We start from the raw sequence: 17,004 nt of genomic DNA, 5'->3' as shown, positions 1-17,004 counted from the left end.
CACGGGGCCTCCCACAACTGTCGGATAGGCCGGGCGGACCACCTCCACCCGGTAACCCACGAGTTTTGTGAGCGAGGCCCCGTCCCGCGACCCCCTCACCAGAAGAGGGCCACTACATACCGTCTAGCCAACTCGGTGGTCGAGTAGCGCACCGCGAAGCGGCGCGCGTGTCGAGACCCCGCCAGCTAGTGACGTGGGGGCGGGGTCTCGACACGCCCGCTTCGCGGGCTACTCGACCACCGAGGTGGGTTAGAACGCGGGGACTGCTGCTCGCTCGGCGGGGGCGGGGTCTCGACACGCCCGCTTCGCGGGCTACTCGACCACCGAGGTGGGTTAGAACGCGGGGACTGCTGCTCGCTCGGCGGGGGCGGCCGCGAAGGCGATGCCGATCGCGGAGTGCACGGAACCCGCGTCGCCGTCGACGATCTGGGTGTAGCCGAGGCGTTTCGCCTCGCCGAGACGCTGGCGGGCGAGCGGCACCGGCCGGATCTCGCCGGCGAGCGAGATCTCACCCACCGCCGCGAAGGTCTGCGGCAGCGCGACATCTTTCACGGCTGACGCGATCGCGAGGGCGATGGCCAGGTCGGTGGCTGGTTCGGTGAGCCGCATGCCGCCGACGGTCGAGACGTAGACATCGGATGTCGACACCTTCAACCCGCACCGCCGTTCGAGCACCGCGAGGATCATCGCGACCCGCGCCGAGTCGACCCCGTTCACGACTCGCCGCGGCTGCGGGGCGGTGGTGCCGACGATGAGGGCCTGCACCTCGACCGGGATGGCGCGGCGCCCTTCGAGCGCGATGGTGACGCAGGTGCCGCTCACGGGCGATGACGAGCGGGAGAGGAACAGCCCCGACGGATCCGGAACCTCCGCGATGCCGTCGCCGGTCATCTCGAAGCAGCCGACCTCGTCGGTGGGGCCGAACCGGTTCTTCAGGGCGCGCACGAAGCGCAGCGCGGTCTGGCGGTCGCCTTCGAAGCTGCAGACGACATCCACGAGGTGTTCCAGCAGCCGCGGCCCGGCGATCGTGCCGTCTTTCGTGACGTGCCCGACGAGCAGCAGGGGCAGGTCGCGCTCTTTGGCGATGCGGATGAGGGTTCCCGCGACTTCGCGCACCTGCGCGGGTTGCCCGGGGGCGCCGTCGCTCATCGCGGACGACACCGTCTGCACCGAGTCGACGATGAGCAGGCGGGGCTTCACGGCATCCACCTGGCCGAGGATCGTCGCGAGGTCGGTCTCGGCGGCGAGGTAGAGCTCGTCGCTGAGGGCTCCCGTGCGTTCGGCGCGCAGCCGCACCTGGGCGGCGGACTCCTCGGCGCTCACGTACAACACGCGGGCTCCGGCTTGGGCGACGCGCGCGGCGACTTCGAGCAGCAGCGTCGACTTGCCGACGCCCGGCTCACCCGAGAGCAGGATGGCGGCGCCCGGAACGATGCCGCCGCCGAGCACGCGGTCGAACTCGCCGATGCCGCTCGGGCGATGCACGCTCGACTCGGTGCCGATGTCGGTGATGGGCCGGGCGGCGCGGGCGGCCGAGACGGCGACGGCCGTCACCTTGGATGTCGGGGCGCCCTGCTCGACGAGGGAGTCCCACACCTGGCACTCGCCGCAGCGGCCCTGCCACTTGACGGAGGTCCAGCCGCACTCCCGGCACGCGAATCCGGGGGTCGTCGGGCGGGCCATGCGGTCAGCCTAGGCGGGGGTGCCGACGCTGCTGCCCCGCCCACGCTCGAGTGTGAGTAGATCGAGCTTGTGGAGCTGATCGGGTGGAGGGAGAAGGTTACTCGCCTTGCCGAGCCCGCACCTCGCGCTCGAACTCGTCGAGTGGCACGAAATCGCCCGGGTTGGCGTCGGCCTCGGCGATGCGCTGGTCGATGATCGCCGCGACCTCAGGGGAGATCTCAATCATGCGGCGATGGTACCGGCGTCCACCGACGATCAGCCGAGGATCTCAACGTCGACGACGACGGGGTAGTGGTCTGAGGGAGGGATGCCGCCCGGGTCGGCGCTCTCCCACCCGTCGTGCAGGGCGAACCCGGCGAGCGGCGGCTGGTCGCGGTCGTAGTTGAGGTCGGCGAGCAGCAGGCTCGGCAGCACCCGGTGGGCGGCGCCGTCGGTGACCAGCCGTTGCAGCTCGTCCACCTGCGCGGCCGTCTCGTCGGCGCGGTCGGGCTCCCAGCTGGTAGGGCCGACGACCACCCGCAGCTCACCGAGCGGATGTTGGACCGTCGCGACGAGCGCCCGCAGCAGCCGGCCTTTCGACGGCAGGAGCGGCTCCTGCAGAGAGCCGAGTGCGCCGACAGGTGGTCGGCGATCACGCTCGCCTGGGTGCGTTGCGCGCCGCCCCAGCACTCCTGGATGCCGAGCACATCCGGATCGACGCGGCGCACGACATCCAGAAATCCCGGCTCGCGCCGCCGCCAGTTGCCGCCGAAGCGCCACCAGGTGTTCCAGGTCATCGCGCGGATCATGACGCTCGAGTACTGCGTAGCTCTCGGTACTTCGCAGTCGTGAGCCGGTCGGCGCGGCTGTAGCGCCGCAGCTTCGCCGGACGCATCGTTCGCTCGGCGGCGATGGTGACGAGCATCTCGGGTTCGTACTCCACCCGCTGGTGGGTGTGGTGCAGCGCGAGGGCGATGTCGACATCCTCACTGATGCGATCGTCGCCGACCGTGACCAGGTCGCGGATGCGCTGCCAGGCCGACCGGCGCAGCGCCATGTTGTGCCCGTACATCAGCGGCCCCTCGCCGATCGTCAGTTGGTGCACGATGCGGAAGGCCTCGTACGCGGTGCGGCCGACGATCCGATCGCCGCGCGAGAGGCGGGTGAGGCCGGCAGGTCCCGCGAGTCCGGCGAGCTCGGGGTCGGAGGCGAATGCACGGCGGATCGCGGTGGCCCAGCCGGGGCTCACGAGGGTGTCGGCGTCGATGCGGGCGAGGATGTCGCCGGTCGCCGCCGCGAACCCGGTGTTGCGGGCGTAGGTGATGCCGCGATGGGGCTCCTGGATGACGGTCACCCCGGGGGCGGCGCGGGCGATGTCGACGGTGCCGTCGGTGGAGCCGTTGTCGACGACGATGATCTCGTCGACGGCATCCGACTGCTGCCGCAGAGCTTCGAGGCACTCGCCGATGAGTTCTTCCTCGTCGAGTACGGGAATCGCGACGCTCAATCGCATGCTTCGACGATAGGCAGGGGGAGGTTGCGGGGGTGCCCCTTGACAGCAGAGGCCCGCGGCATCCGGTTGGGGGTTCGGATGCCGCGGGCAGCGGGTGAGGGTCAGCCCTCGGTCGAGTCGCCCTCTTCGGTCTCGTCGGTCGACTCGTCGCCGTCCTCCGGCCGCTCGGGGCGGTCGTCGGGACGGCCGGGGCCGCCCTCCCCGCCGGGACCCTGCTGCGGTCCGCCCTGCCCGCCGGGACCCTGCTGGCTCTGCTCGATCGCGGGCCGGGCGCCGGCGTGGGTGGCGGCGGCGAGCGCGAACCCGCTGACGCCGCCGACGACGAGCGTCACGACGACGACGAGAGCGGCGATGAGCGGCGTCACCCAGCTGCCCCTCTCTCGGACGACCGTCACCGGAGCGGCGGTCGTGACAGGTGCCGGGGCTTCAGCAGCCGGGGGCACCTCGGTGTTCTCTTTGTCTGCCATGTGTACGACAGTCGCGCCGTCGCCTCGGGGAAGTGTTGGGCGAACCTATGAACCAGCCGCGAAAGCCCGCACGCGAGCTGGGCTAAGATCGTCGGCGGTACCGTGTCCGAGCGGCCGAAGGAGCATGTCTCGAAAACATGTGAGGTTCATAGCCTCCGTGGGTTCAAATCCCACCGGTACCGCCAAGAGAAACCCCTGTTGATCAGGGGTTTTTCTGGTCTCTGGCGTGTGCTCTTCGACTGCCGACGTGTGCTCCGCACCCGCGGTCGTGCAACGTTCCAACAGTATGCTGCGCTCCACCGGCGCAAATCGATAGCCAACAATTGGCTTCTACTTCGACGAAGAAGGATTGACTATGGAAACCCGTTCTCTTGAGAACACGGTCATTGCCATCACGGGCGCCAGTTCGGGGATTGGTCGCGAGACAGCCCGAGCACTGGTTGCGGCTAGCGCGAAAGTTGCGGTGACCGCTCGGCGTCAGGACCGCCTCGACGAACTCGTGAGCGAACTGGGGGACGAGAACGTCGTAGCTGTCGCCGGCGACATCCGTGACTCTGCAACCAGTCAGTCCCTCGTGGAGGCCGCGATCTCGAAGTTCGGCAGGTTGGATTCGTTGGTGGCCGCAGCCGGGGTAGGTCTGTACGGTTCCGTGATGGATGGCTCCGATGAAGAGCTGTCGGACATGGTGACGGCGAATTTTCTCGGAACCGTCTGGTCGGTGCGAGCAGCGGTCCCCAAGCTTCGCGAGCACGGAGGAGACATCGTCGTCGTCGCGTCTGTGGCGGGGCTCAGGGGTGGTGCGAACGAAGCTGTCTACGCCGGTACGAAGGCCGCCCAGGTTGTCTTCGCCGGCGCGGTCGACCGGGAGTTGCGCACCGAAGGAATTCGCGTGACGACCATGTGCCCGGCGGCGGTGAGCACTGAATTCGCGCTGGGGAGAGGGAGGACGGCGGGTGACCCTCAGTTGGACGAATACATGCGCCCCGAAGATATTGCCGCCGCGATTGTTTTCACGTTGCAGCAGCCTCGGCGCCTGAGGACGACGCAGTGGGCGATGTGGAGTTCAGCTCAGGGAAGCTAGGGGAACCGGAGAGGGGCGCTCGCACCTGGTGCTCACCGCGACTGACCGTCCTTCCTGCGCTGACCGAAGCATCGACTCCATGGCGTCGAGTACGTGGAGGGCGATCTCGCCATTGGCACGATGCGTTTCCCCGGCCGGGGTCGTGGCGAGATCGGCCAATCCGTAGCCGCGAGCGCTTCCGATGTAGCCGGCGCTTGCTGGCAGGGTCGTCCATTCGCCGGCACTCGGTCGGATGAGTTGCACCTCACCGTCGAAGCGATTGGGGTCGGGGGCGACGAGTGTCGCGAGATCGCCGTGCACCTCGATGCGCGACGCGTGGGTCGCCGCCGCATCGAAGCTCATCACCAGTGTCGAGAGGGCACCGGACTCGTGTTCGAGTACCCCGGTCACGTGGGTGTCGACGTCGACGGTCACCACTTCGCCGGTGCGTGGGCCGGAGTGAATCGTTCTGGTGGGACGCGTGCGACTCGCCTTGCCGATCACCGACGACACCGGCCCCAGGAGGGTGACGAGTGCGGTCACGTAGTAGGGCCCCATGTCGAGCAGAGGGCCGCCGCCCGCTTGGTAGTAGAAGTCGGGATTGGGGTGCCAGTACTCGTGGCCCGCGCTCACGAACGTCGCGGTCGCGGCGATCGGTGTGCCGATGACGCCGTCGTCGATGACCTTGCGTGCGGTCTGGATGCCGGTGCCGAGCACCGTGTCGGGCGCGCAGCCCACTCGCACGCCGGCCGCCTGCGCCGCATCGAGCACGGCGCGACCTTCGCGAGTGGTCGAGGCCAGAGGCTTTTCTCCATAGACCGACTTGCCGGCAGCGATCGCTGCGAGGGCCACGTCGGCATGTGCGGCAGGGATGGTCAGGTTGAGGATCAGATCCACCCGAGGATCGAGAAGGATCTGGTCGACGGACATGCTCGGCACCCCGAACCGGTCGCCGACCGCCTGCGCTCGCGCGGGGTCGAGATCCGCGACGGCGGTGACCTCCACGGCGGAGAGGCGCGCGAGAGTTTCGAGATAGGTTCCCGAGATCGCCCCGCAGCCGATCACACCGACCCTCAGCGGCTCGCCCACAGCATCCCCCGTTCGACGATGGTTCGCACATCGGGGTTGTCGAGCACGTCCAACCCGTGCCCCGGGGTCGCCACGAAGACCCTGCCGAGCCCCCATTGGCGCGTCCAGATCGCGGGGACGACAACCGGCCGGGTCCAGGCGTCGAACTCTCGCGCCGCCACGGTCGTCGTGGCGAGCACCTCGTTGTAGGAGTCGGACAGAACCCAGTACTGCTCGGTGGTGAGCTCGAAGTCGCCGATTCCCGCCACGATCGGATGGCCCGCCATTTCGGGCACGATGTTGATGGTGTGGGCGACGAAATAGTCGTCAGGTCGCCCGCCCAATTGATCGTGAGGTGTGCGTGTCGGGTGGTGAGCGAACTGGCCACCGATCAGGTGCAGATAGTCGACGCTGTCGCGATACGAGTCCGCGATGCCGCCATGCCACCCGGCCAGTCCCGTTCCCGATCGCACGGCGGCGATGAGTCCGTTGACTTCGTCCTTCGCAATCACGTTCATCGTGTTCGCCTGCACGATCACGTCGACCGTGGGCAGGTAGTCGCGGTCGGCGTAGACCCCCGTCGACTCCTCGACCCGCACCTCATACCCGTTGGAGACGAGAAAGGGGATGATCGATTGGCTGGTCTCGACAGGCTGGTGGCCGTCCCAGCCGCCTCGCACGATCAGCGCCTTCTTCGTAGTCATGAGACGACTCGCGGTCGCTACTCGCGAGGCCGGACTGGGCCGGTCGAGCGACGCACGATCAGCTCAGGGCGTCGTGCCGGCAGTGGCGGGGGCGCTCCGCCGTCGACGAGCGCGAGCAGCTGCTCCACGGCATCCCTGCCCTGGGCAGCGAAATCGAGCCGCAGGGTCGTGAGCGGCGGCGAGAAGTACGCCGCTTCCGGCATGTCGTCGACTCCCGTCACGCTCACGTCGTCGGGTACCCGGTGGCCCCGCTCGTTGAGGGCGAGGATGACACCGAGCGCCGTCTGATCGTTGGCTGCGACGAACGCCGTCGCGGGCAGTTGCTCCGGCAGCGTTGCGATCGCCTCGTAGCCGGAGCGGGCGGACCAATCGCCGTGGATGACGCCCCGAGAGCGCAGGCCGAGCTCGACGACCGCGGCCTCGTACTCGCGGGTGCGGTTGCGCGCCCCCACCCAGCCGGGCGGGCCCGCGATGTGCACGACATCGCGGTGACCGAGGTCGGCGAGGTGACGCAACACGGCGAGCAGACCGTTGACGCCGGGCGTGGAGTCGGTCGGCAGCTTGTCGTGGCCGGTGGCCAGGTAGTGCGGCACCCGGAACGTCGCGGTCTCCAGCGCATGCGTCACCTCGTCGGTCGACGAGAGCGCGAGCACACCTGCGAGGTCGAACTGCAGTGCGAGGTCGATCGACTCGCGAATCGCTGCGGGGTCGTGCGCATCCAGCGTGATGACGTCGAGAAAGTATCCGGCGTCGCGGGCCGCGATGTTGGCGCCCTCAAGGATCTTGCTCGGACCGACCTGCGTGATGTCATGCGTGAGCGCAGCGATGCGGTGCGAGCGGCCCGTCGTCAGCGACCGGGCGTTGAGATTGGGCCGGTAGCCGAGTTCGCGGATCGCCTCGGTGACGCGGTCGCGGGTCTCGGGGCGGATGCCGGGGTAGCCCTTGAGCAACCGGGTCACCGTCGCGTGGGACACCCCGGCCGCCCGCGCCACGTCATAGATCGTGGCGGCCCGCTGGACGCTGGGTTGCGTCTCGGTCATTTATTCCTCCGACGCAATCATGACTTGACACGACGATGTTACCGGCAACATGATGGTGCCCTCGACATGTTGCCGGAAACATTCCGACAGCCGCGCCCCGCAATGTTGTCGGAAACATTCCGGCACCCCCAGCCACAACGGAGTGAAACCCCTTGGCCGACGCGCACCTGCTACCCGACCGAATCCTGTTCGGGGCAGCGTTCTACAACGAGTACCGCGTGAACGGTGACCTCGAGCGCGACCTCGACCTGATGGCCGATGCGTCCTTCTCGGTCATTCGCGTGGGCGAGTCGGTGTGGGCGACGTGGGAGCCGGAGCCGGGCGTGTATCACCTCGACTGGCTGCAGCCTGTGCTCGACGGTGCGCACGCCCGCGGCATCTCGGTGGTGCTCGGCACGCCGACCTATGCCGTGCCCCCGTGGCTGCGCGCGCTGGATGCTGACCTCGCGGGCGAGAAGGCCACGGGGGTGCGCCATCCCTGGGGGTGGCGCCAGGAGGTCGACATCACGCATCCCCTGTTCCGGCAGTACGCGGAGGGCGTCATCCGGGCGATCGCCGAGAGGTACGCCAAGCACCCCGCGATCATCGGCTACCAGGTCGACAACGAGCCCGGCCCGTTCCTGCTGCACAACCAGCGCGTGTTCGACGGTTTCCTGCGCTGGCTCGAAGGCCGCTACGGAGACGTCGAGACGCTCAACCGCGAGTGGGGGCTCACCTTCTGGTCGCACCGCCTGCGCAGCTGGGACGAGCTCTGGCGTCCCGATGGCAACCACTCGCCGCAGTACCAGCTCGAGTGGCGCCGCTACCAGGCCGAGATCGTCACCGACTTCATCGCGTGGCAGGCCGGCATCGTGCGCGAGTACGCGGATCCCCACCAGTTCGTGACGACCTGCATCTCGTACGAGCGCCCGCCGATCGATGACGAGAAGCTCGTGCAGGCGCTCGATGTCACGGCCGGCAACCCGTACTACATGATGCAGGAGGCGCTCCGCATCGGGGTCGAGGTGCCGCGAACCGCGATGTGGTGGACGAGCGGAGTGTGGGCACTCTACGAGCAGGGCGACCGCATGTTCAGCTCGGCTCAGGCCCCGTTCCTGGTCACCGAGACGAACGCGCAGTCGATCGGGCAGTCCCACTGGCAGCACCACACGCCGTACCCGGGCCAGATCGCGCTCGCGGGCCTCGCGCTCGTGGCCCGTGGCGCGCGGATGATCGAGTACTGGCAGTGGCAGACACCGCACCTCGGCATCGAAACCTATTGGGGCGGAGTGTTGCCGCATAGCGGTCGACCCGGTCGCATCTACCGTGAGATCGCGGAGCTCGGCCACCGGCTGCGCGACCTCGGGCCACAGCTCGAGGGGTTCACGCCCGACGCCGATGTCGCTCTGCTCTACTCGATCGACACGAAGCACAGCTTCCAGTTCTACCCACCCCTCGCCGACGCCGAGGGCGGCCCGGATCGCGCTTCGTACCTGCGGATCTTCGATCGCTACTACCGCGCAGCCTTTGAGGCCGGCGTTCAGAGTCGGATCGTGCACGCCGAGCAGTTCCGGCAGCGCGACGCCGCGGACTTCGTGGCCGAGTTCCCGACCCTCGTCGTGCCGACGCTCTACATCGCCGATGATCGGCTACTCGACGCTCTCGTGCGCTACGCGGAGGCGGGCGGGCATCTCGTTGTCGGCATGCGAACCGGCTACGGCGACCAGCTCGCCCGGGCCCGGCCCGAGCGAGCGCCCGGGCGTCTCGCCGACGCCGCGGGGGTCTGGTACGACGAGTACTCGACGCTCGACGCTCCGGTCGGCATCGACGGCACCACCTTCGGCGGCGGCCAGGCTGAGGGGTGGGCCGACGCGCTCGTCGCCGACGGCGCCGACGTGGTGGCCGCGTACTCCTCGGGCATCTACGCGGGCCGGCCGGCGGTCACCTCGCGCGAGCATGGCGCCGGCCGCGTCACCTACATCGGCACGCTGCCCGACCTCGCCCTTGCGACATCCGTTCTTCGCTGGGCCGTGCCGACCACGAGCGTGAGCGAATGGCGGTGGGATCCCACCGTCACGGTCACCTCCGGCAGCAGCACCGTCGGGCGCATCTGGTTCATCAGTAACTGGTCGCCCGAGCCGGCGACCGCTCACCCGCCGCAGCGGCTCGGCGGATCCCCGATCGTTCTCGAACCCTGGGACGTCACCGTCCTGGTCGAGCAACGCGACCCCGAATCCGGGGCCGTTCCCACCCCAAAACAAGAGAAGGTAGAGCAATCATGAGGCACGGAGCACGCAAAGCCGCGTTCGCGATCACCTCGATCGCTGCCGTGGCGGCATTGACGCTCAGCGGCTGCACGCCCGGCACAGGCTCGGGCGGCGACACCGATGTGATCACGGAGGAGGAGCGCGAAGAGGCGCTCAACACCCCGACCGAACTGACGTTCTGGACCTGGGTGCCCAACATCCAGGATCAGGTCGACCTGTTTGAGGCGGAGTACCCGGCAATCAACGTCACGGTCGAGAACGTCGGCCAGGGCCTGGATCACTACGCCAAGGTACGCACCGCTGTGGAAGCCGGTAGCGGCGGTCCCGACGTGGTGCAGCTCGAATACCAGTTCCTCTCGTCGTTCGCCCTGAGTGGCGAGCTGCTCGACCTGACGCCGTACGGTGCCGAAGACATCGCGGGCGACTACGTGTCGTGGGTCTGGGACCAGGGCGTCCACAACGGCGAGATCCTGGCGATCCCGCAGGACTCGGGTCCCTTGGGCCACCTCTACCGCGAGGACATCCTGACCGCTGCTGGTGTCACCGAGGCCCCGGCCACGTGGGAGGACTACCGGGCCGCCGCGGAGGCGGTGCGCGCGAACACGACGTCCTACATCGGGAACATGGCGCCCAACCAGGGCGCCGGATGGCTCGGGCTGTTGTGGCAGGCGGGCGTCAAGCCGTTCGCCTTCGATGGCGGGGAGAACGTCACGATCAACGTGAACAGCCCCGAGGCGAAGGAAGTGATGGCCTACTGGCAGGACATGATCCAGAGCGATCTGGTCACGACTGACCCGGACTTCACCGACGAGTGGTACGCGGGTCTCAACCAGGGCAAGTACGCCGGCTGGCTGACGGCGGCGTGGGCTCCGGTCTTCCTCTCCGGTGCCGCGGCTGACACGTCGGGCCTGTGGCGCGCCGCGCCGCTGCCGCAGTGGGACGCCGACAACCCGGCCTCGGGCAACTGGGGCGGTTCGGCCGACGCTGTCGTCAAGACCTCGGAGAACCCGATCGCGGCCTACGAGCTCGCGAAGTGGATCAACAACGCGCAGGAACCGGCGTTGCTGTTCGCGACCCAGCAGAACTTCTTCCCGACTGCGAACTCGGTGCTGGAGGACCCGGCGTTCGCCGGCGCTGAGCCCGAGTTCTACGGCGGACAGAAGGTCAACGAGCTGTTCGCGGAGATCTCGACGACGGTCGACCCCGACTGGCAGTGGCTGCCGTTCATGGAGTTCGCGTACACGAACTTCAACGAGACGTTCGGGGCCGAGGTTGCGGCTCACGGCGATCTCGGAGCGGGCCTGGATGCGTGGCAGGCCGCGCTCGTCGACTACGCGACCCAGCAGGGCTTCACGGTCAACGAGTAGTAGTACCCGGGCGGCTCGGGGATCCACCCCGGGCCGCCCCACCCGACCCCGCCTGAGTGAAGGAGCTCGAGATGGCCAGCAGGATCCAACGGAAGCAGCATCTCGTTGCCTACGGATTCATCCTCCCCTTCTTCGTCATCTTCGTGGCGATGCTCATCGCACCGCTCGTCTACTCGGGCTACCTGAGCTTTTTCGTCGACCGGCTCATCGGCGGCGTGAGCTTCGTCGCGTTTGAGAACTACCTGCGCGCGTTCCAGGATCCCGGCTTCCTCGCCGGACTCGGGCGCACCGCCCTGGTGCTCGTGATCCAGGTGCCCATCATGATCGGGTTCGCGCTGTTCTTCGCGCTCGCGCTCGACTCCGGTTTTGCTCGCGGCAGTAAGTTGTTGCGGCTGCTCATCTTCTTGCCCTACGCGGTGCCCGGCGTCGTCGCCGTGCTCATGTGGGGCTACCTTTACGGGCAGCAGTTCGGACTGATCGGGCAGATCACCGGCGCACTCGGCCTGCCGACAATGAATCTGTTGTCGGACAATCTCATCTTGTACTCGATCATGAACATCATCACGTGGGCGTACGTCGGCTACAACATGATCGTCATGTATTCGGCCCTCAAGTCGATTCCCACCGAACTGTACGAGGCCGCCGAGATCGACGGGGCGAGCCAATGGCGACTGGCCTGGAGCGTGAAGATTCCGTTGATCCGGCCCGCCATCCTCCTGACCGTCATCTTCTCGGTCATCGGGAGTTTTCAGATCTTCAGCGAACCGAAACTGCTGGTCGAGATCGCGCCGACCGGGATCACGCAGTCGTTCACGCCCAACTTCTACGCCTACAACCTCGCATTCGTGAACCAGGACATCAACTACGCGGCGGCGATCGCATTCCTGCTCGGCATCGTCATCATGATCGTCTCGTACGTCGTGCAACTGAGCACCCAGAGAAGGGAGTTCCAGTCGTGACCGCCCAGGTCATCATCCCGGCGGCGCCGCGCCGCAAGCCGTACAACCGCGACAAGCGCCGCAGCAACCTGCTCACCGTGGTGATGTGGCTGTGCGCGCTCTACTTCGTGGTGCCGCTCATCTGGCTGTTCGTCTCGTCGACGAAAGACAACAGCGACCTGTTCACGACGTTCGGGCTGTGGTTCGGCGATGACTTCAACCTGTTCGCGAACATCGTCGAGGTGTTCACGTACCAGGACGGCATCTACGCCCGGTGGACGCTGAACACGATCTTCTACGCGGGCGTGAGCGCCATCGGCGCGAGCCTGCTCGCGACGATGGCCGGGTACTCGTTCGCGAAGTATCGGTTCCCGGGTGACAAGGCGCTGTTCAGCATCACCCTGGGCGCGATCATGATCCCACTCACGGCACTCGCGATCCCCACCTATCGGCTGTTCTCAGCGGGGGGCATCACCAATACGCCGTGGGCCGTCATTTTGCCGTCGCTCGTGAGTCCCTTCAGCGTGTTCCTCATGCGCGTGTATGCGGCAGACGCCGTACCGGACTCGCTCATCGAGGCCGCACGAGTGGATGGCGCGGGCGAGTTCCGGATCTTCTGGCAGGTGGCCATCCGCCTGCTCGGGCCCGGCATCGTCACGGTGATGTTGTTCACGCTCGTGGCGACCTGGAACAACTACTTCTTGCCCCTCATCATGCTCAACAGCGGCGACCTCCTGCCGCTCACCGTCGGCCTCGCGCAGCAACAGGCGACGTCGGCCGCGGGTGGTGGTGCGCAAGCACTGTTCTCGACCGTGATCACGGGATCGTTCGTGTCGATCATCCCGATCATCATCGCGTTCCTCTATCTGCAGCGGTACTGGCAGACCGGTCTCGCGACCGGCGGCGTGAAGGAATGACGTGATCTGGTACGGCGGGGACTACAACCCCGAGCAGTGGCCGGAAGAGGTCTGGGCCGAGGATGCACGCCTCATGCAGGAGGCGGGCGTCAACCTCGTGAGCGTCGGCATCTTCTCGTGGGCGATGCTCGAACCGCGTGAAGGCGAGTTCGACTTCGGCTGGCTTGACCGCGTGATGGATGGGCTGCACGCAGCCGGTGTGCGCGTCGATCTTGCGACGGCGACGGCGTCACCGCCGCCGTGGCTCACGCATCGCTACCCCGAGGTGCTGCCTGTCACGAAGGATGGCGTGCGCCTGTCGGCCGGCAGCCGCCAGCAATACTGCCCGAGCTCGCCCGTGTACCGCCGACTGGCTGCACGACTCGCGTCGAAGCTCGCCGAGCGCTACGCCGACCATCCCGCGCTCGCGATGTGGCACATCAACAACGAGTACGGCTGCCACGTCAGCCACTGCTATTGCGAGACGAGCGCCGACGCGTTCCGGGCGTGGCTCGAGGCGCGCTACGGAACGGTCGACGCCCTCAACGCGGCGTGGGGCACGGCGTTCTGGTCGCAACGCTACGCGGAGTTCGCCGAGGTGCAGCCCCCGAGAGCGACGCCGACATTCACCAACCCGGGGCAGCTCCTCGACTTCGATCGGTTCAGCGCCGATCAGTTGCTCGAGCTCTATCGGGCCGAAGCGGCGATCGTGCGGGCGGCGACGCCATCCCTCCCGGTCACCACCAACTTCATGGGCTTCTTCAAGGGTGCCGACTACTGGGCGTGGGCCCAGGAGGTGGATGTCGTCTCCGACGACTCATACCCCGACCCCGCCGATCCGGTCAGCCCCGCGTACGCCGCGATGACCCGCGACCTCATGCGCTCGCTGCGCCACGGCCAGCCCTGGATCCTCATGGAGCAGGCGCCGAGCGCCGTGAACTGGCGGGCGAGAAACGCGCCGAAGGCGCCGGGTCAGATGGCGGCGTGGTCGAAGCAAGCGGTCGCGCGCGGTGCCGACGGCATCCTGTTCTTCCAATGGCGGCAGTCGGTGGCCGGCGCCGAGAAGTTCCACTCGGGCATGGTGCCGCACGCAGGCACCGACACGAGGGTGTGGCGCGAGATCACCGAACTCGGTGCCGACCTCGCCGGCCTCGCGGAGATCGAGGGCAGCCGCGTCGAGGCGCGGGTCGCGATCGTCTTCGAGTGGGATAGCTGGTGGAGTCTCGAGCAGGAGGCGGTGCCTGCGAGGCTGAGCTACCTCGAGCACGCCTTCGCCTGGTATACGCCGCTCTTCGAGCGGAACGTCGTCGCCGACTTCGTGCGCGCCGATGCGGACCTGTCGGGGTACGACGTCGTGATCGTGCCGAGCCTCTTCTGCGCGAGCGAGGCCTCGCTCGACAACCTCGCCGCCTACGCGGATGGGGGTGGCCATCTCGTCGTGACCTTCCAGACCGGCATCGTCGATGAAGCGATGCATATCACCTCGGACGGCTACCTCGGATCGCTGCAGGCGACCCTCGGCGTGCGCGTCGAAGAGTTCGCTCCGCTCGCGCCGCCGGACCTCCGGAGAGAGGGTACGGGCACACCGCCGACGGTCGCACTTGAGGGTGAGCTCGCGGGCACGGGAACGCTGTGGAGCGAGCACGTGCGGGTGTCGGATGCCGACGTGCTCTCGGTGTTCGGCTCCGGCGACCTCGCCGGCGGTGCCGCCATCACGCGGCGGCTGAACGCCTGGTACGTCGCGACGCTGCCCGACCGCACCCTCACGGGCGAGCTGCTCGACGATGTGCTCGCATCCGCCGACGTCGCGACCGATCCCGCTGGCACCGTCGAACGCGTGCAACGCGGCCGGTACCGCTTCGCGATCGATCACGGCTCGCAGACCGTCTCAATTGACGACCGGGCCAATTGACTTGGGTACCCCTGATGCCTCTCTTCGCGCCCGCGAGCAGGCCGCACTAGCTACCCAAGGACCGGTCGGCGGTGACTGTGGTTGAGGTTCACCGCCGACCGCATCCTCTGGCAGCACCACCGACGAGGGGCGAGATATGAAGATCACCGGCTACCGCTGTCTGCGGACGTTCCGTGACTGGGGCCGGCCCGTCGGAGACGTGAACGGGTTCACCGATCCGGGTATCAGCGCGGTCCCGATCGTCGTGCTCGAGACCGACCAGGGCATCGAAGGCATCGGCATGGGGTCTCACCACGACATCGACCGGCTCTTCCCGGCGATCGAGGGGGAAGACCCCCGCGCCGTGACCGCGCTCTACGACCGCATGCTCGCCCGCGTGTTCAAGGCGGGTCACTCGGGTGCGACGTTCGGGGGAATCGGCACACTCGACGCGGCGCTCTGGGATCTGAAGGCCAAGCTCGCCGGCGAACCGTTGTGGCGGCTGCTCGGTGCCCGCGACCGCTTCGTCAGCGGCTACGCCTCCGGTCTCGACATCGCCCTCGACGATGACCAGCTCGCGACCTGGTACCGCACGATGGGTGAACGCGGCTTCACCAGCGGAAAACTCAAGGGCGGCCGCGATCTGGATGCCGACATCCGACGCCTGGGGATCGTCGCCGACGCGCTGAGCGGCAACGGGGTCACTCCGGCGGTGATGCTCGACGCGAACGAATCGTGGAACCTCAAGCAGGCCGTGCGATACGTCACCGCGATCGAGGAGCACCGCGACCTGACCTGGATCGAGGAGCCCCTGCGACGCTGGGACGCTGCCGGTCACGCGCGCCTCAGCACCGCGATCCGTGCAGCCGTGGCTACGGGCGAGAACCTCACCGGTCTCGAGCAGTTCACCCCGCTCTTCGATCGCGGCGCGGTCGACATCGTGCAGGTCGGGTGCGTGTGGGGCGTGACGCACTTCTTGCGGGTTGCCTACGCCGCGCACGCCCGCGACCTCCCGATCAGCCCGGTCGGCCTGACGGCGAACCCGGCGGTCGCGCACGCCGCGGTCGCTGTACCCAATCACCTCTCCTCTGAAGTGCAGGATCTCGGGTCGCCATTCGGCGTGTCGGTCGACCAGCAGTTCATCGACGGCGGGGTCGTCCTCGGCGACCAGCCCGGCAGTGGAATCACGATCGACGAGGATGCCATCGCCGTCAACCAGCGCTCGGACAGTTGGGCCGTGTCCGAGGCGCCGCAGGTGCGGTCGCACCGTGCGGGTCTCCGCCTCGTCGCCGATGCGCCAGCGGGTACGGTCGACCGATGAACTACACCGCACGTCTCATCGACAGCCACGTGCACATCTGGGATCCCACGGTTCTGGAGTACTCCTGGCTGGAGGGTGAGCTGGATCGCCCCTACCTTCCGGCCGAGTACCAGGCCGGAGCGCCGGCTACCACGGGTGTCATATTCGTCGAGGCGGGTCCGGCGAGCAAGACGGGCGAGGTGGCTTGGGCCGAGTCTCTCGGCTGGCCGGAGCTGCTGGGCGTCGTGGCCCACGCGCCGCTCGAGCAGGGCAGTGGGGTCGTGACCGAGCTAGCGGCGCTGCGCGAGGCCGGCCGCACCGTCGGCATCCGCCGGTTGCTGCAGGATGAGCCGCTGTCGTTCTTCGAGCATCCCGGCCTACTTGAGGGCCTGCGCGCCCTCGCGGCGACGGGGCTACCGTTCGATGCGTGCATCCGGCATCCCCAGCTCAGCGCCCTGACCGCGCTGCTGAAGAAGGTTCCCGAGCTGCCCGTCGTGCTCGATCACCTCGCCAAGCCGCCGGTCGCAACCGGCGATGACGGAAGCTGGGAGCGCAACCTGCGCGCGCTGGCCGCCCTGCCGCAGGTCAGCGTGAAACTGTCGGGAATGCCGCCGGAGTTGGGCGACGACCAGGAGTGGGTTTCCGCAACTCGCCCGTGGCTCGAGGTGGCGCTCGATGCGTTCGGCGCGGACCGGGCGATGGTGGGCAGCGACTGGCCGGTTTCGGCGCTGGCGCCCCGCCGGCTGGCCCCGGGCCGATGGCTGTCGATGGTGCTGGATGATCTGGCCGCCAGCCCCGCGGAGCGCGAACAGCTGTCTTGGCGCACGGCGTCGCGCTTCTACGGCGTCTGAA

The 17,004-nt window shown here is 68.0% G+C and carries 16 protein-coding genes and 1 tRNA gene; 9 read left to right on the top strand and 8 right to left on the bottom strand.

What is annotated here, in order from left to right; translation table 11 throughout:
• Positions 1-333: 333 nt before the first annotated feature.
• The 5 genes from radA to WBL06_RS05775 form a co-directional block, all read right to left on the bottom strand.
• Positions 334-1,683, bottom strand: coding sequence for a DNA repair protein RadA (radA, locus tag WBL06_RS05795; RefSeq protein ID WP_424455027.1), 1,350 nt, complete (start codon positions 1,681-1,683; stop codon positions 334-336).
• Positions 1,684-1,780: 97 nt separating this feature from the next.
• Positions 1,781-1,909 carry a hypothetical protein gene (locus tag WBL06_RS05790; protein WP_424455026.1) on the bottom strand — a complete coding sequence of 43 codons (129 nt, stop codon included), beginning with the start codon at positions 1,907-1,909 and terminating at the stop codon, positions 1,781-1,783.
• A 29-nt stretch (positions 1,910-1,938) separates the two neighbouring features.
• Positions 1,939-2,352, bottom strand: coding sequence for an endonuclease/exonuclease/phosphatase family protein (locus WBL06_RS05785; protein WP_424455025.1), 414 nt, complete (start codon positions 2,350-2,352; stop codon positions 1,939-1,941).
• 115 nt (positions 2,353-2,467) lie between these two features.
• Positions 2,468-3,175: a glycosyltransferase family 2 protein gene (locus WBL06_RS05780; RefSeq protein ID WP_424455024.1), complete on the bottom strand. Its 708-nt coding sequence runs from the start codon at positions 3,173-3,175 to the stop codon at positions 2,468-2,470.
• Positions 3,176-3,276: 101 nt separating this feature from the next.
• Complete coding sequence (locus WBL06_RS05775; RefSeq protein WP_424455023.1) at positions 3,277-3,642, bottom strand: hypothetical protein; 366 nt, start codon at positions 3,640-3,642, stop codon at positions 3,277-3,279.
• Positions 3,643-3,738: 96 nt separating this feature from the next.
• Here WBL06_RS05775 and WBL06_RS05770 point away from each other — a divergent pair.
• Positions 3,739-3,827: transfer RNA gene (locus WBL06_RS05770), tRNA-Ser, on the top strand.
• A 170-nt stretch (positions 3,828-3,997) separates the two neighbouring features.
• A complete protein-coding gene (locus WBL06_RS05765; protein WP_424455022.1) occupies positions 3,998-4,723 on the top strand; it encodes an SDR family oxidoreductase in 726 nt (241 codons plus the stop codon).
• On the opposite strand, the gene WBL06_RS05760 is transcribed toward WBL06_RS05765, so the two are convergent.
• Genes WBL06_RS05760 through WBL06_RS05750 form a run of 3 tightly spaced genes read right to left on the bottom strand, consistent with a single transcriptional unit; the run spans position 4,706 to position 7,514 of the window.
• The gene (locus tag WBL06_RS05760; RefSeq protein ID WP_424455021.1) at positions 4,706-5,791 is read right to left on the bottom strand and encodes a Gfo/Idh/MocA family protein; all 1,086 of its coding nucleotides are present in this window, start codon (positions 5,789-5,791) and stop codon (positions 4,706-4,708) included. The two genes, WBL06_RS05765 and WBL06_RS05760, sit on opposite strands and share 18 nt — an antisense overlap.
• Positions 5,776-6,474, bottom strand: coding sequence for a ThuA domain-containing protein (locus WBL06_RS05755; protein WP_424455020.1), 699 nt, complete (start codon positions 6,472-6,474; stop codon positions 5,776-5,778). Before WBL06_RS05755 ends, WBL06_RS05760 begins: the two co-directional genes overlap by 16 nt.
• Positions 6,475-6,491: 17 nt before the next feature.
• Positions 6,492-7,514 (bottom strand): LacI family DNA-binding transcriptional regulator, encoded by a 1,023-nt coding sequence (locus WBL06_RS05750; protein WP_424455019.1) that lies wholly within the window; start codon positions 7,512-7,514, stop codon positions 6,492-6,494.
• 152 nt (positions 7,515-7,666) lie between these two features.
• Between WBL06_RS05750 and WBL06_RS05745 the strand changes: the two genes are divergently transcribed.
• From WBL06_RS05745 to WBL06_RS05715, 7 genes are all read left to right on the top strand, one after another.
• Positions 7,667-9,775: a beta-galactosidase gene (locus WBL06_RS05745; RefSeq protein ID WP_424455018.1), complete on the top strand. Its 2,109-nt coding sequence runs from the start codon at positions 7,667-7,669 to the stop codon at positions 9,773-9,775.
• On the top strand, positions 9,772-11,127 hold the full coding sequence (locus tag WBL06_RS05740) for an ABC transporter substrate-binding protein (RefSeq protein WP_424455017.1): 1,356 nt from the start codon (positions 9,772-9,774) through the stop codon (positions 11,125-11,127). The genes WBL06_RS05745 and WBL06_RS05740 overlap by 4 nt, the downstream gene beginning before the upstream one ends.
• A gap of 71 nt (positions 11,128-11,198) precedes the next feature.
• Complete coding sequence (locus WBL06_RS05735; protein ID WP_424455016.1) at positions 11,199-12,086, top strand: carbohydrate ABC transporter permease; 888 nt, start codon at positions 11,199-11,201, stop codon at positions 12,084-12,086.
• Entirely contained in the window at positions 12,083-12,982 is a 900-nt protein-coding gene (locus tag WBL06_RS05730) for a carbohydrate ABC transporter permease (RefSeq protein ID WP_424455015.1), read from the top strand. The genes WBL06_RS05735 and WBL06_RS05730 overlap by 4 nt, the downstream gene beginning before the upstream one ends.
• 1 nt (position 12,983) lies before the next feature.
• Positions 12,984-14,873, top strand: a complete 1,890-nt coding sequence (locus tag WBL06_RS05725; protein WP_424455014.1) for a beta-galactosidase — start codon at positions 12,984-12,986, stop codon at positions 14,871-14,873.
• A gap of 136 nt (positions 14,874-15,009) precedes the next feature.
• Positions 15,010-16,173 carry a mandelate racemase/muconate lactonizing enzyme family protein gene (locus WBL06_RS05720; protein ID WP_424455013.1) on the top strand — a complete coding sequence of 388 codons (1,164 nt, stop codon included), beginning with the start codon at positions 15,010-15,012 and terminating at the stop codon, positions 16,171-16,173.
• Positions 16,170-17,003: an amidohydrolase family protein gene (locus WBL06_RS05715; RefSeq protein ID WP_424455012.1), complete on the top strand. Its 834-nt coding sequence runs from the start codon at positions 16,170-16,172 to the stop codon at positions 17,001-17,003. The genes WBL06_RS05720 and WBL06_RS05715 overlap by 4 nt, the downstream gene beginning before the upstream one ends.
• Position 17,004 lies beyond the last annotated feature (1 nt).

The sequence above is a fragment of the Pseudolysinimonas sp. genome, assembly GCF_049651805.1.
GTDB lineage: Bacteria > Actinomycetota > Actinomycetes > Actinomycetales > Microbacteriaceae > Pseudolysinimonas_A.
The sequence above is the reverse complement of the archived record's forward strand: the minus strand, read 5'-3'. Positions and strand labels throughout refer to the sequence as shown.

What these genes read in the sequence shown, in the direction of transcription:
- WBL06_RS05780 (WP_424455024.1), bottom strand. Translation starts at nt 3,175, where the DNA reads ATGCGATTGAGCGTCGCGATTCCCGTACTCGACGAGGAAGAACTCATC.
- WBL06_RS05735 (WP_424455016.1), top strand. Translation starts at nt 11,199, where the DNA reads ATGGCCAGCAGGATCCAACGGAAGCAGCATCTCGTTGCCTACGGATTC.
- WBL06_RS05715 (WP_424455012.1), top strand. Translation starts at nt 16,170, where the DNA reads ATGAACTACACCGCACGTCTCATCGACAGCCACGTGCACATCTGGGAT.
- WBL06_RS05775 (WP_424455023.1), bottom strand. Translation starts at nt 3,642, where the DNA reads ATGGCAGACAAAGAGAACACCGAGGTGCCCCCGGCTGCTGAAGCCCCG.
- WBL06_RS05790 (WP_424455026.1), bottom strand. Translation starts at nt 1,909, where the DNA reads ATGATTGAGATCTCCCCTGAGGTCGCGGCGATCATCGACCAGCGCATC.
- WBL06_RS05720 (WP_424455013.1), top strand. Translation starts at nt 15,010, where the DNA reads ATGAAGATCACCGGCTACCGCTGTCTGCGGACGTTCCGTGACTGGGGC.
- WBL06_RS05750 (WP_424455019.1), bottom strand. Translation starts at nt 7,514, where the DNA reads ATGACCGAGACGCAACCCAGCGTCCAGCGGGCCGCCACGATCTATGAC.
- WBL06_RS05755 (WP_424455020.1), bottom strand. Translation starts at nt 6,474, where the DNA reads ATGACTACGAAGAAGGCGCTGATCGTGCGAGGCGGCTGGGACGGCCAC.
- WBL06_RS05740 (WP_424455017.1), top strand. Translation starts at nt 9,772, where the DNA reads ATGAGGCACGGAGCACGCAAAGCCGCGTTCGCGATCACCTCGATCGCT.
- radA (WP_424455027.1), bottom strand. Translation starts at nt 1,683, where the DNA reads ATGGCCCGCCCGACGACCCCCGGATTCGCGTGCCGGGAGTGCGGCTGG.
- WBL06_RS05765 (WP_424455022.1), top strand. Translation starts at nt 3,998, where the DNA reads ATGGAAACCCGTTCTCTTGAGAACACGGTCATTGCCATCACGGGCGCC.